Origin of the sequence: Aquabacterium sp. (assembly GCF_036279675.1) — a bacterium.
Taxonomy (GTDB): domain Bacteria; phylum Pseudomonadota; class Gammaproteobacteria; order Burkholderiales; family Burkholderiaceae_C; genus Aquabacterium.
The window spans coordinates 1-14,188 of sequence record NZ_DASUIS010000117.1; the positions used below are offsets into that span (position 1 = coordinate 1).

Annotated in this window: 11 protein-coding genes; 3 read left to right on the forward strand and 8 right to left on the reverse strand. The window is 62.4% G+C overall.

Annotated features, from left to right (window positions below; translation table 11 throughout):
* From VFW93_RS13535 to VFW93_RS13545, 3 genes are all read right to left on the reverse strand, one after another.
* Positions 1-3,348, reverse strand: a 3,348-nt coding sequence (locus VFW93_RS13535) for a nitrate reductase subunit alpha (RefSeq protein ID WP_329694513.1), incomplete at its 3' end; no start/stop codon positions are given.
* 37 nt (positions 3,349-3,385) lie between these two features.
* Positions 3,386-4,837: a NarK family nitrate/nitrite MFS transporter gene (locus VFW93_RS13540; protein ID WP_329694514.1), complete on the reverse strand. Its 1,452-nt coding sequence runs from the start codon at positions 4,835-4,837 to the stop codon at positions 3,386-3,388.
* Positions 4,838-4,869: 32 nt separating this feature from the next.
* A complete protein-coding gene (locus VFW93_RS13545; RefSeq protein ID WP_329694515.1) occupies positions 4,870-6,132 on the reverse strand; it encodes a nitrate/nitrite transporter in 1,263 nt (420 codons plus the stop codon).
* A 220-nt stretch (positions 6,133-6,352) separates the two neighbouring features.
* Between VFW93_RS13545 and VFW93_RS13550 the strand changes: the two genes are divergently transcribed.
* On the forward strand, positions 6,353-6,757 hold the full coding sequence (locus VFW93_RS13550) for a ribonucleotide reductase subunit alpha (protein ID WP_329694516.1): 405 nt from the start codon (positions 6,353-6,355) through the stop codon (positions 6,755-6,757).
* A 21-nt stretch (positions 6,758-6,778) separates the two neighbouring features.
* On the opposite strand, the gene VFW93_RS13555 is transcribed toward VFW93_RS13550, so the two are convergent.
* The 3 genes from VFW93_RS13555 to moaA form a co-directional block, all read right to left on the reverse strand.
* Entirely contained in the window at positions 6,779-7,507 is a 729-nt protein-coding gene (locus VFW93_RS13555; protein WP_329694517.1) for a response regulator, read from the reverse strand.
* Complete coding sequence (locus VFW93_RS13560; RefSeq protein WP_329694518.1) at positions 7,504-9,564, reverse strand: type IV pili methyl-accepting chemotaxis transducer N-terminal domain-containing protein; 2,061 nt, start codon at positions 9,562-9,564, stop codon at positions 7,504-7,506. Before VFW93_RS13560 ends, VFW93_RS13555 begins: the two co-directional genes overlap by 4 nt.
* A gap of 89 nt (positions 9,565-9,653) precedes the next feature.
* Positions 9,654-10,637, reverse strand: a complete 984-nt coding sequence (gene moaA, locus VFW93_RS13565) for a GTP 3',8-cyclase MoaA (RefSeq protein ID WP_329694519.1) — start codon at positions 10,635-10,637, stop codon at positions 9,654-9,656.
* 98 nt (positions 10,638-10,735) lie between these two features.
* Here moaA and VFW93_RS13570 point away from each other — a divergent pair, with 98 nt between their 5' ends.
* On the forward strand, positions 10,736-11,251 hold the full coding sequence (locus tag VFW93_RS13570; RefSeq protein WP_329694520.1) for a hemerythrin domain-containing protein: 516 nt from the start codon (positions 10,736-10,738) through the stop codon (positions 11,249-11,251).
* Positions 11,252-11,305: 54 nt separating this feature from the next.
* On the opposite strand, the gene VFW93_RS13575 is transcribed toward VFW93_RS13570, so the two are convergent.
* Entirely contained in the window at positions 11,306-11,932 is a 627-nt protein-coding gene (locus tag VFW93_RS13575) for a TetR/AcrR family transcriptional regulator (RefSeq protein WP_329694521.1), read from the reverse strand.
* A 45-nt stretch (positions 11,933-11,977) separates the two neighbouring features.
* Positions 11,978-12,694 carry a glycosyltransferase gene (locus VFW93_RS13580; RefSeq protein WP_329694522.1) on the reverse strand — a complete coding sequence of 239 codons (717 nt, stop codon included), beginning with the start codon at positions 12,692-12,694 and terminating at the stop codon, positions 11,978-11,980.
* Positions 12,695-12,980: 286 nt separating this feature from the next.
* Here VFW93_RS13580 and VFW93_RS13585 point away from each other — a divergent pair, with 286 nt between their 5' ends.
* On the forward strand, positions 12,981-14,159 hold the full coding sequence (locus VFW93_RS13585; protein WP_329694523.1) for an alkane 1-monooxygenase: 1,179 nt from the start codon (positions 12,981-12,983) through the stop codon (positions 14,157-14,159).
* Positions 14,160-14,188: the final 29 nt, after the last annotated feature.

Genomic DNA, 14,188 nt, shown 5'->3' on the forward strand with positions numbered 1-14,188 from the left:
CAGTGCGATTTCCTTGTTGCCGTTGGGCTTGAGGTTGTGCACATCGTCCAGCGTTTTCAAGTCCACCGGCGGCCGGTAGGACACGAAGCCTTCGCCGAACGCGATCATCCAGGGGTGATCCATGTAGAACTGCTGGCGGCCAGTCAGGGTGCGCCATGGGATCAGCTCATGCACGTTGGTGTAGCCCGCGTTGTACGAGACCTTCTCGCTTTCCAGGCCAGACCAGGTCGGCGAAGAGATGATCTTGCGCGGCTGCGCCTGGATGTCGCGATAGCGGATCTTCTCGTCTTCGCGGTGCAAGGCCAGGTGGGCATGCTCACGGCCAGTTTGCCTGGACAGGGCCTCCCAGGCCTTGACCGCCACATGGCCGTTGGTCTCGGGGGCCAGCATCAGCACCACTTCGGTGGCGTCGATGTCCGACACGATCTTGGGCATGCCCTGGCTGACGCCCTCTTCCCTCACCAGGCCATTGAGCTCGCCCAATGCCTTGACTTCGTCCTTGGTGTCCCAACCGATGCCCTTGCCACCGTTGCCCAGTTTGTTCATCAGCGGGCCCAGGGAGGTGAAACGCTTGTAGGTGTTGGGGTAGTCGCGCTCGACCACGAAGATCTGGGGCGCCGTCTTGCCGGGGATCAGGTCGATCTCGCCGCGCTGCCAGTCCTGCACACCGAAGGGCTGTGCCAGCTCGGCGGCCGTGTCGTGCATGATCGGGTTCATGACGACTTCTTTCTCGGCGCCCAGGTGGCCCACGCAGACCTCGGAGAACTTCTGGGCGAAGCCCTTGTAGATCTCCCAGTCGGAGCGTGCTTCCCAGGCCGGGTCCACCGCCGCAGACAGCGGGTGGATGAAGGGATGCATGTCGGAGGTGTTGAGGTCGTTCTTCTCGTACCAGGTGGCCGTGGGCAGCACGATGTCCGAGTACAGGCAGGTGGTGCTCATGCGGAAGTCCAGCGTGACCAGCAGATCCAGCTTACCTTCGGGGGCCTGGTCGTGCCACTTGACCTCTTGAGGCTTCGCGTCTTGGCTACCAAGGTCCCTGCCTTGCACACCATTGGTGGTACCCAGCAGGTGCTTGAGGAAGTACTCGTGCCCCTTGCCCGATGAGCCCAGGATGTTGGAGCGCCACACGAACATGTTGCGCGGCCAGTTGGCAGGGTTGTCCGGGTCGTTGCAAGACAGCTTGAGCGAGCCGTCCTTCAGGGCACCAACGACATAGTCCTTGGCATCCATGCCCTTGGCCTGCGCATCCTTGACAACCGTCAGCGGATTGGTCTGCAACTGAGGGGCCGATGGCAACCAGCCCATGCGTTCCGCACGCACGTTGTAGTCGATCATGCTGCCGCCGAACCTGGCCTTGTCAGCCAGCGGTGACAGCACTTCATTGACGCCCAACTTTTCATAGCGCCACTGGTCGGTGTGCGCATAGAAGAAACTGGTGGAGTTCTGTTGACGCGGCGGGCGCGACCAGTCCAGCGCGAAGGCCAGCGCCGTCCAGCCGGTTTGCGGGCGCAGCTTTTCCTGGCCCACATAGTGCGCCCAGCCACCACCGGACTGGCCGATACAACCGCACATCATCAGCATGTTGATGATGCCGCGGTAGTTCATGTCGCAGTGGTACCAATGGTTCATGGCCGCGCCGATGATGACCATGGACTTGCCACGAGTCTTGTCGGCGTTGTCGGCGAACTGGCGGGCCACGGTGAGCACCTGCTCGCGGGGCGAGCCGGTGATCTGCTCTTGCCAGGCGGGGGTGTAAGGCACGTTGTCGTCGTACGACCTGGCGCCGTCGTCCACCAGATTGCCCTGCGCATCCTTCAGGCCACGGAAGACACCGTAGCTCGCCACCTGCAGGTCGAACACGGTGGCCACCCACACTTCACGTGTCTGGCCCTTGTCCTGAATCGTCACGCGCTTCATGGGCACGTTGCGCAGCAGGATGTCGCTTTGCTTGTTGTGCTGGAAGTTGGGCGTTTCGATGCCACCGAAATACGGGAAAGCCACCTTGTTGACGTCAGCCGGCAGCACTTCCGCCTTGGTCGCGTCTTCCAGCACCGACAGCTTCAGATCGACCTGGCGGTCACCCAGGGCTTCCTTGTTCTCCAGGTTCCACTTGCCTTGATCGGCACGGCCATCGGCACCCCAGCGGAAACCGATCGAGCCATTGGGCTGCACGATGGCGCCTTGTGCGTCGTAGGCCAGCGTCTTCCATTCCGGATTGTTGCCATTGGCCAGGTCACCACTCATGTCGCTGGCGCGCAGGTAGCGGCCTGGTACCAGGGCTTTGCCAGCGGGGGTGTCCTGCTCTTCGAGCATGACCAGCATGGGCAGGTCGGTATAGCGGCGCGCGTAGTCGTCGAAGTAGGCACTGCGGCGCTTCTCGCCCTCGCCGAAGTAGAACTCCTTGAGGATCACGTGGCCCATGGCCATGGCCACGGCGGCATCGGTGCCCTGCTTGGGATGCATCCAGATGTCGGCCAGCTTGGCCACTTCCGAGTAGTCAGGCGTGACGGCGACCGTCTTGGCGCCCTTGTAGCGCACCTCGGTGAAGAAGTGGGCGTCGGGGGTACGGGTCTGAGGCACGTTCGAGCCCCAGGCCATGATGAAGGTGGAGTTGTACCAATCGGCCGATTCGGGTACGTCGGTCTGCTCGCCCCAGATTTGCGGGCTGGCAGGCGGCAAATCGCAGTACCAGTCGTAGAAGGACATGCACACACCACCGATCAGGCTCAGGTAGCGGCTGCCCGCTGCATAGCTGATCATGGACATGGCCGGGATCGGCGAGAAGCCGATGATGCGGTCCGGGCCGTATTGCTTGATCGTGTAGACGTTGGCGGCAGCGACGATCTCGTTGACCTCGTCCCAGGTGGAGCGCACAAAGCCCCCCAGCCCACGCTCCTTTTGCCAGTTGCGACGGGTGTCAGGATTGCTCATCAGCGCAGCCCAGGCATCCACCGGTGACCTGGCCACGGTACGGGCCGATCGCCAGTGCTTGAGCAACTCACCGCGCACCATGGGGTGCTTGACGCGGTTGGCGCTGTACAGGTACCAGGAGTAGCTCGCACCACGTGCGCAACCACGGGGCTCGTGATTGGGCAGGTCATCGCGGGTGCGCGGGTAATCGGTCTGCTGGGTCTCCCAGGTCACGATGCCACCTTTGACGTAGACCTTCCACGAACAGGAGCCCGTGCAGTTCACGCCGTGTGTGGAGCGCACGATCTTGTCGTGCTGCCAGCGGTTGCGGTAGGCGTCCTCCCAGGTGCGGTCTTCACCCGTGGTCACGCCGTGACCATCCGCAAAGCCCTCCTTGGGCTGTGCGAAGAAGGTCAGCTTGTCCAGAAAATGGCTCATTTTTTCTTACTCCAGATGCCGATCAGGCAACAAGACATCAGCAAGGTTGTTCGGCGTTGTCGCGGGCATAGAACCACCAGGTGGTCACGATGCACAGCAGGTAGAACACGATGAAGGTCAGCAACGCGGCTTCCGGGCCACCTGTTGCGGCGATCGAGGTGCCGTAGCTCTTGGGGATGAAGAAGCCACCGTAGGCTGCAAACGCACCGGTGAAACCCAACACGGCCGCGGCCTCGGTATTGGCCTCCTTGATGGCGCCGGCCATGGCGGCCTCGTCATTGCGCGCCACGCCCTTGGTCTTCAGGTTCATGAAGATGACGGGGATCATGCGGAAGGTCGAACCGTTGCCAATGCCGGTGGTGAAGAACAGCACCAGGAACATCAGGAAGAAGCCTGTGAAGTTGCCGGCCTCAGGCCCCCATGGCAGCGCGAAGGCACTGTTGCTGCCCTTGGGCAGGAAGTACAGCACCCCCACCACGGCACAGGCCATGAGGATGAAGTTCCAATAGGTGACGCGCGCGCCGCCCAGCTTGTCGGCCAGCCAGCCACCTACGGGGCGAATCAAGGCGCCAACCAGCGGGCCGATCCAGGCATAGGCCAGCGGGTTCACGTCCTTGAATTGCGACTTGATCAACAGGGGAAAACCTGCGGCGTAGCCGATGAAGGAGCCGAAGGTGCCGAGGTACAGGATGCACATCAGCCAGTTGTGCTTGTTGCGAAAGATCGCGGCCTGCGTGGCAAACGAGGCTTTCGCATCGGCAATGTCATTCATGAAGAACCAGGCAACCAGCGTGGCAATCACGATCCAGGGCACCCACACGAAGGCCGCGTTCTGAGCCCATATTTCTACGTGGGCACCGGCCTTGTTGACGATCTGCTGCGAGTCACCGCCGAACACGCCAAAGACACCCACGGAGATGATGATGGGGCTGAGGAATTGCACCACCGACACGCCCAGGTTGCCCAGGCCCGCGTTCACGCCCAGTGCCGAGCCCTTGCGCTCCTTCGGAAAGAAGAAGCTGATGTTGGACATGCTGGAGCTGAAGTTGCCACCACCAAGCCCGCACAGCAAAGCCAGGATCAGCATGGTCGGGTAAGGCGTGGTCGGATCCTGAATGGCCATGCCGATGCCAATCGCCGGGATCAACAAGGATGCGGTCGAGATGGCTGTCCAGCGACGGCCACCGAACACCGGCACCATGAAGGAGTAGAAGATGCGCAGCGTGGCGCCGGATAACGCCGGAGCCGAGGCCAGCCAGAACAGCTGGTTGGTGGTGTACTTGAAGCCCAGCAAGGGCAGGTTGACCGCTGCCACGCTCCACAGTTGCCAGACGGCAAACGCCAGGAAGAGCGCAGGCACGGAGATCCACAGATTGAGCTTGGCGATCGCCTGCCCTTCGGTTTCCCAGAAGGCCTTGTCTTCGGGGGTCCAGACGGTCAGGGTCTTGCCAGGTTTGGCGCTCCCTGCCGATACAGTTGTGCTGGCCATGATGTGGTCCTTGTTCAGGTAGTGCAAGAGGGTCAGGCGCGTTGGCCAACTGGCGCGAGCTGAGGCTCGCCCCCAATGACGTCGCGTGTGCGAACTTCGGTCGTGTACATCCAGATCAACGAAACCCAGACCACGCCGTACAGCAACATGAAGGCGCTGGAACGCACCCCGGTCAGATCCAGCAGGAAGCCGAACAGGATGGGCAACACGAAGCCGCCCATGCCACCGGCCAGGCCGACGATGCCGGAGATGGCGCCGATGTTGGTGGGGTAGTCATTGCTGATGTACTTGAAGACGCTGGCCTTGCCGAAGGCCCAGGCGATGCCCAGGGTGAACATCAGCGCAGTGAACGAATACACATTCAGGCCGATGTGAAAGGTCCTGGGACCATTCACCGTGTTGATCGTGAAGTCGGTCTGTGGATAGCTGAGGATGAACAGACAGATCCAGCTCACCCACAACACCCACCAGGTGACCTTGTGCGCACCGTGCTTGTCGGACAGATAACCACCGATGGCTCGAAGCACGCCACCTGGCAGAGAGAAACAGGCAGCCAGCAACGCGGCCACGCGGATGTCCAGGCCGTACTCGCCCACGTAGTACTGAACCATCCACAGGCTCAAGCCCACATAGCCGCCAAACACGATGCTGTAGTACTGGCAGTACTTGAGCACGCGCGGATCCTTGAGCTGCTTGAGTTGATCAGCCAGGCTGGCCTTGGACTGGACCAGGTGAGCAGGATCAGAGTGACTGCCCAGCCAGAACAGAATGGCGGTGCCCAGCATGATGGCGGCATACACCTTGGGCACCATGGTCCAGCCGGCAGCCACGATGATGGCGGGCGCAATGAACTTGTTGACAGCCGCACCGGAGTTGCCTGCACCGAACACCCCCATGGCAAAGCCCTGCTGATTCTTGGGGAACCAGCGAGCTACATAGGGCGTACCCACCGAGAACGAACCACCAGCCAGCCCCACAAACAGGCCCAAGGTCAGGAAATGCCAGTATTGCGTGGCATAGCTCATCAACCAGATCGGCACCACGCACAGCAGCATCGTGACGAACAGGACGATGCGGCCACCAAAGCGGTCCGTCCACACACCCAGGGGCACACGAATCAAGGAGCCTGTCAGGACGGGCGTTGCCGTCAACAAGCCGAACTCTGCGCCCGACAAACCCAGGGTCTTCTTGATGGGGATGCCAATCACCCCGAACATCATCCACACCATGAAGCACACCGTGAACGAGAGTGTGCTGACGCCCAATACCGAAAGGGCCTTACTTCTTGTAGACATGGAACTCTCCTTATCCATGCCTGCGAGTGTGGGAATATCTGACCCCGCTGAACATCCTTCTCACGGGATGATGCTGCGGTGCAAAAGAACGATGCCGATTGGCCAATGCAACAGCCTCATCGTCCGGAAGGAGTAGTCGGCTGCCAGACTTGCCCCATATCAAGTACCGGCGCGCTGAAAGTCTGGTACACCGACACCCACCCGATCCGGATGCATGCACATGAACATCAATACATTTGACGATTTGCTGCTGGCCGCACGCCACCAGCCCGACGCTCAGCGCTTGCTGATGGTCTTCGCGGCGGCCACGCTGCCTGATGACTGCACGGCAGAACAGCGCGCGCGCTTCGAGGCAGGCGAAGGTGGCGAGCTCAGCCCCATCATGTGCGTTGACAAGACGCCGGAAGAACTCGGCAGCTTTGCCGCCCTTCAGGCAGAGTCACGGCAGTTCGGTCAGCCCTGGGTGCTGGTCTTTGTGGCGGGCATGTCCGGGCAAGGCCCACGGGCGCCCACGGCCGAGGAGGCACGCAAGCCGCTCGAAGGCATGGTTCAGGCGATCAAGGATGGCCGCCTGGAACACTTCATCCCGTTTGATCAACAGGGACAAGCCGTGTCACTGCAATAGATCGGGTCGGAGCTGATCGCGTCAGTCGGGCTGCCCTGCCCCGCCTCGCGCAGTCGCAAACACGGCAGCCTGAACCCTCGACGTCAGATTCAATTTGCGCAGGATGTGCTGCACATGGATCTTGACGGTGGTCTCCGCGATCGACAAGGTGCGTGCGATTTCCTTGTTGCTGGCACCTCGGGCGATCTCGCGCAGGATGTCCCGCTCGCGGGGCGACAGCCTGGCCAGGCTGGCTGCATCAGGTTCGAGCCCGCTCTCCGCGACGCCCGTAGAAGCAGCGGGCTGGGCCACGGCGGGCTCGCCCGGCGTACTCAAGGCTTGCCGGTAAGCGGCGATCAGCTTGGTCGTCATCTCCGGCGACACGACAGACTCGCCCGCCCTGACCCTGAAGATGGAGGCGATCAGATCGTCACCCTCGACGGTCTTGAGCAGGTACCCTGCGGCGCCACGTGCCAAAGCCTGAGACAGGTCATCGGCGTCCTCGCTCACCGTGAGCATGACGATGCGCGCGCCCGGTGCCACAGCCAGCAATTGCGGCAAGGCTTCTACGCCATGCACGCCGGGCAGGTGGTTGTCCAGCAGGATCACATCGGGTGCATGCAATTGCGCCAGCTTGATGGCTTCGCCCGCGTCGCGTGCTTCCGCGACCACGTTCAGGCGGCTGTCACGAGACAACAGTGCAATCAGGCCACGCCTGAACAGATTGTGATCATCAACGACCAGCAGACGTACGTTCACGTTGTCATTCATGTGGATGCCATGGAGGGGGAATCGGTGGCGCGCGTGCTGGCCGGGCTGCCAACAGCCTTGGGCAGGCTCAGTTCGATTCGCGTACCAGCCGGAGAGGATTGGAAGGTCAAGGTGGCGCCGATGCGCTGTGCGCGTTCGCGCATGATGCGCAGGCCCACGTGGGTATCGTCAGGTGGGCCCGCCGATATGTCGAACCCGCGCCCGTTGTCGGACACGGCGACCCGCCACGAGGGTTGGGTCTGCACATCCACTTGCACATCTGTGGCCTGAGCATGTTTTCGCACATTCGACAGGCACTCCTGAACGATGTGCAAGACCTGGATCTGAACATCGGGCGGCAGGGGCAAGCCTTGGCCTTGCATGCTCAACTGCCCCCGCAAGCCGGATTGCAGCTCAAACTTGGACAAGGTTTCGCGCAAGGCGGGTTCGATGTCGTCGGAGTGGGTGCGCACACGGAAATGCAGCAAAAGCTCACGCACATCGCTGTAACTCTCACGCACGCCGGCATCCAGTTCGTTCATGCTGGTCTCGATCGCCTTGTCGTCGCCACGCGTCATGGCATCGCGCAGCAGTTGCATCTGGATCTTCAGGAAGGCCAGGGATTGCGCGATGGAGTCGTGCAGCTCCTGCGCCAGCATCTGGCGCTCCGCAGACACGGCGGATTCGCGATCGAGTGCCGAGGCACGCAGGCTTTCCATGGCGCCGGCCAGGTGGCTGGCCAGTGCTTCAAACAGGCCACGCTCTTCTTCACTGAAGTGAGGCTCGCCGCGGAAAAACAGCTCCACCTCGCCCAGCACGCGCTGGTGCAAGCCCAGAGGCACGGTGACCAGCGTGGTGTACCCGGCGCGCTCACAGTGTTCCTTCACTGTCTTCGCCGCAGACTGCTTGTTCAAGGCCCTCACCGCATCCTGAATGGGAATGACGCGAATTCCTGGCAGGGAGCCGGGCTCGACCTGCGCGCCACACAGGCAATCCCCCGACAGCACGCATTGCTCGTCTTCTGCCATGACCTTGGGCAGGCAGTCACTGCCCAGGAGCACATAGCGCTCGTTGGCCTCATCCGACCACCTGATCGCCACGGCATCGGCATGCGCAATGCGACGCATCTGCTGCGCAAAACCCTGCGCGAGCACACCCAGCGTATCGGCCTTGGCCACAAACGCTGCCACTTCATACAAGGCACTCAAACGCGCCTGCTTGATCTCCAGGCCTGCCGTCTTTTCCCTGACCTTGAATTCCAGCTTGCCGTAGAGCGATTCCAGGTTCTCGGCCATGCTGTTGAAGCCGCTGGCCAAGGCGCCCAACTCGTCGTCGGTGTCCACCGTGACGCGGGTGGCAAAGTCGCCCTGCTCGATGCGTCGCAGCCCCCGCTGCAGGCGTGCCACGGGCTCCAGCACCACCACATGGCCTGCATACAGCATGGCCAACGCGCTCAGCACGGCAAGTGCCATCATGGCCAGTTGGAAGGTGTGCAGCAAGGCCGTCCAGCGCGCAATGTGGCGCTCGATGGCCGACACGAAGGCGTCAATGCGCCCCACGAAGTCGTCCACATTGCCACGCAGGGACGCCGAAATCGGCTCGCCGCGCCCGATGTCGAGGGCCTGCTGGCGCAGTACCGCCCAGTCCTCGCTCACGCCCTTGAACCGGGCCTTGGTGTCATCGTCCCATGGCACGCTCAAGGGGCGACCCGGGTCACCCGCTCGCAACAGGGCCAGGCTGTCTTCGAAGTCCTTGAGTCGACGCTCGACATCGCTCAGGAAGGCGGATCGCTCCACCGTCGGGTGCTGCAGGCTCAAGGCAAGCTGGTAGCTGCGCATGCGCATGCGCCCTGCCTCGTTCACAGCGGCGGCGCCCCCTTCCAGCTGCCAGGTGACCCACAAGGTCAGGCCAATGGACGCCAGCGCGAGCACCAGGAACACACCGCCAATGGCCAGGAGTTTGGAGGCCAGGCCCTTGCTGACCATGCGCGCGCCCATGCTGGCGAGCGCATCCGACGCATCCCCGCCCGGTTGCGTATCCTTGGTCTCGATCTTGATGTCTTCCGAAGTAGCTGCCACCCGTGCTCCATCAGGGCCCAGGCCCGCAATCAGAGGCCCCATTGTCCTTCGCAAGGCAAGGCCCTATCAAGGTGAGTGTGCACATGCGCTCAGCCACCGGTTTGTGACATGAAGCGCACGATCTGCCGAGGCCGCTCCTGGAACTCGTGGCGCTCCGGCTTGGCCGCAATGCCCGCGAGGATGGCCGCGGTCAACTCGGCGTCACTGGCGCCGGCGCGCAGCATGGTACCCAGCGGCACCTGATCGTTCTGTCCCAGGCACAGATATAGCGTGCCATCCACGCCCAGGCGCACCCGGTTGCACGACGCACAGAAGTGCCTGGACATCGGCGTGATGACGCCCAGGCTCATGCCACCATCAGGTGTACACCAGTAGCGAGCTGGCCCCGCGCCCTGGCCCAGGACCTGCGGCAACAAACCGTGTTCACGGGCCAGCGCTTCACCCAACTGGCTCAGGTCCACACCCTGGCTGGCGCGCCCCGTGTCACCCACCGGCATCGGCTCGATCAGTCGCAGTACAAAGCCTTGCTCGATGGCAAAGGCCACCATGCGACGCACTTCGTCCAGGTTGACGTCGGCCTGAACCACCATATTGAGCTTGATGGGATCAAAGCCTGCGGCACGGGCCTCACGCAGCCCTTCCAGCACATCAGCCAGGCAATCGCGCCCGGTGATGCGGGCAAAGCAATCACGATCCAGAGAGTCGAGGCTGATGTTGAGCCGAAGCACGCCGGCCTCACGCAGTGCGCGCGCATGGCGGGCCAGTTGTGTGCCGTTGCTGGACACGGACAGATCCTGAAGGCCGTCGAGGGAGGCCAAGCTGCCCGCCAGCGCGGCCACGCCTCGACGAAGCAGTGGCTCGCCGCCCGTCAGGCGCACCTTGCTCACGCCTTGCGCCACGAACAGGCCCACCAGGCGCGTCATCTCCTCATGGCGAAGCCAGTGCGCGGGTTCTTCAAAGCCTTTGAAGCCCTTGGGCATGCAATAGGTACAACGCAGATCGCAGCGGTCTGTCACGGAGACGCGCAGGTAATCGATGGGACGCTGGAAGGAATCAGTCAAACGGGAGCGCATACCCCAATGTAGTCAGCCTGAGCTGACTTGCCTATCGACCGGAAGGATTAGTCCTTCGCGCCTGCGCCACGGCCGGCCAGGCGTGGTATCAATACGGCATGCGCCCCTCATTGCAACCCGTAGCCCCCAGCATTGACGACCCGATCGAGCTGCTCATGGCCTGCCACGAGAAGGTCAGGCGCTTTGCCGGCCTGACCGTGAAGCTGCGCGACCACCTCGCGCGCAAGGGCCCGGACAGCCAGGCGCAGGAGGCTGCGCGATCCATCCTGCGCTACTTCAACATCGCCGCACCGCTGCACCATGACGACGAGGAACACGACCTGTTTCCCGCATTGCAGCAATTGGACCAGGACGGCTTGAACGCCAGCATGGCGGCGCTGGAAGCTGAACATGCCGAGCTGGCCGGCCTCTGGCAGAGCCTGGGCCCCTGGCTCCAGGCCATCTCACAGGGCACGGCCCACGCGCCACCACCCACGGTCGATGCGTTTGCGCAGCGTTACCCTGCACACGCACAGCGCGAGGAAGACGAGGTCTACCCCTTTGCCTCGCAACTGGCGCCCACGCAGATCAGCCAGATCAGCGCCGCCATGGTCGCGCGGCGCACGGCGGGCTGAGCCACCGGGCCGAGTCTGCTGGCCACCGGGAAGCAAAGCGCAACCCGCGCACCTTCAGCCGCGCGGCATGGACATGACCAGTGCCATCGTGGCGTGCGCCAGCAGGTTGACCACGGCCTCTTCATCGGTCTGGCGTTTTTCCGCCAGTGCCAGCCCGAATTGCAGGATCAGGCTGACGATGCCCTCTGCAATCAGCGTGAGCTGATCAGGCTTCAAACCCGCTGTGAATGGCAGCTCTGCCACGTCGGCCACCAGTTCGTCGCGTATCTCGCTGAACAAGGTCTGGGCGCACACACCCAATGTGGATGCCGGACGGTACTGCTCCGACAGGAAGACCCGCAACAGGTCTTCATGCTCGATGCAGGCCCTGATGGATATGCGAAATGACTCGCGCGAAGCGGCCACCACATCTGGCGCACCACGCAGTGGTTGACGCGCCTCACGCAAGGACTTGCGAAGTTTGTCAACGATGTCGGTGGCCAGCTCTTCCAGCAGCGTTTCCATGTCGGGAAAGTGAACATAGAAGGTCGGCTGCGCCACACCCACGATCCGGGTCACAGCGCCAGTGGTGAGGGCCTCACGCCCTTTCTCCAGCAGGATGGACATGGCCGCCTGCAGAAGGCGCTGACGGGTAACGAGCTTGGCCTCCTGGCGGCTGAGCGGGCGGGCAAGTTGCGACATGGCGCCGATCTTATGGGCAAATCGGCCCCCTCCCGGCGCTTCAGATCAACGATCCATGTCGTAGTAGAAAAGGTCCGTGGCCCGGCGGTTCGTGCCTTCGAAGATCTCGCGTACCAGTTGCGGATTGCGCCAGAGATACCAGTCACCAAACATGTCGAACTTGCGGCACGAGGTGGTGATGCCGTGGCGCTTGATGGTGCCGTACTGCTGCCCGAACTGCCGGCCATGGGCCTTCAGCCGCAAGGCAAAGTCGATGTCCTCCACGCTCAGCAGTTGCTCGTCAAAGCCTCCCACCGCGTCGAAAGCATCACGCTTGAACCAGAACATGCCGGCCGACACCCCTCGTTTGAGCACATAGGGAATCACCACCAGCATGCTGAAGAAGATACCTACGGACATCCGCTCGGGCCACATATAGGTGCCGCCACCGATGTAGCGCGGGTCATGCACATGGCGCAGCACGGCCGACACGGTGCCCGGCGCCATCCAGCTGTCGGCGTCCAGCGTGACCACAGCCTCGGACGTCGTGCCTCGAACGGCTTCATTGCGCACCGCAGCAATGCACTTGGTGTCGTTGACCACGCAGCGCGCGCCCGCTGCCTCGGCGATGGCCTGCGTGCGATCGGTACAGCGGTTGAGCGCCACCACGATCTCCACCGGTACGCCCGCCTGTGCCGCGGAGCCCTGGATGCTGTCCAGGCAACGCCCGATGAAGCGGGCTTCGTTGTGGGCGGGAATAGCCACAGACAGGGCTGGTTTCATGGTTGCGCTCGTCAATCAGGCGGGATGTGGGAATCGGACACGACAAGCCGCGTCGCAGCCGATTTCTTGATGTACGCATGCTATGCGCATTCCGCCATCTCTCCATCGCCAGACGCCGCATCTGACCTTCACCCTATCCAGATCAGGGTCTGATTTCTTGATCTCTCTACAGTTATATGCATGGCTGGCACGAACCGATGCACGGGGACGTCAGCCCAGCAGTCAGATGCCACCGCAGTTCAGGCATCTGGCGTTGTCAGACAAATGTTTTCGTGGAGACCTGCAAATGACGAAATACCTCAAAGGCTGGCTGATGCCAACGCTGGCCGCACTGATGATGTACATGGTGGCACAGGGCGGCTGGTACATGTGGGCACCCTGGGCCTTCGTGCTGACCGTGTTCCTGTCGGCCGACATGTTCCTGCCGCACGACCTGTCCGAGCCGCCCAAGTACCAGAACGCGTTTCTGCTGAACCTGCCGCTCTACACCATCCTGCCCATGCTGGCGCTGTTGAACTTCACGGTGCTGTGGCTGGTTGGTTCTGGCGACATGCTGGGCTTTGGTGCCTGGGTGCAACAACACATCGGCCTTGATCTGTTTGCGGCACGCGCCAAGACAGACCACTGGGCCATGTGGGCCGGTTGCATCCTGGGCGTGGGCCTGATGAACGCCGTCGGCGGCACCGTGGCCGGTCATGAACTGACCCACCGTACCGGTCGTCCTTTCGACCTGTTCATGGGCCGCTGGATGCTCGCCTTCACCTGCGACACCTCGTTCGCCATCGAACACGTGTATGGCCACCACGTTCGTGTGGCCACGCCAGCCGACCCCGCCACGGCACGCCGCGGCGAGAGCTTCTACAAGTTCACAGTGCGCTCGACCATCCAGAGCTATGTGCACGCCTACCAGCTGGAAAAGGCTCGTCTGGCCAAGTTGGGCAAGTCGGTTTGGAACCCGTTCGCCAGCCCCTTCCTGCGTGGCAACCTGGAAAACATCTTCATGTTCGTGGCGGCCTACCTGATCGCCGGTCTGCCTGGCCTGGGCTTCTGGGCACTGCTGGCCTTCGTGGGCAAGCAATACCTGGAGATCACCAACTACTTCGAGCACTATGGTCTGGTGCGCGTGCCTGGTGAACCTGTGCAACCCCGCCATTCGTGGAACTCCAACCACTGGGGCAGCACCAATGTGCTGTGGAGCCTGGCTCGCCACTCCCACCACCACGCTGAAGGTGAAGCCCCCTACTGGACGCTGCACGCCTACCCCAACGCTCCCATGCTGCCTAACGGCTACCTGGGCATGCTGCTGGTCGCGCTGGTGCCCCCCCTGTTCAAGAAGTTCATGACACCCGCCCTGAACGAATGGGACGAAAAGCATGCATCGCCTGCCGAGCGCAAGCTGGCCCAACAAGCCAGCCGTGAATCCGGCATGGCAGGTTTGAAGATCATCAATGCCAAGCTGGCTTGATGCGCTCACACTGCTGAAGAAGTAGCCGT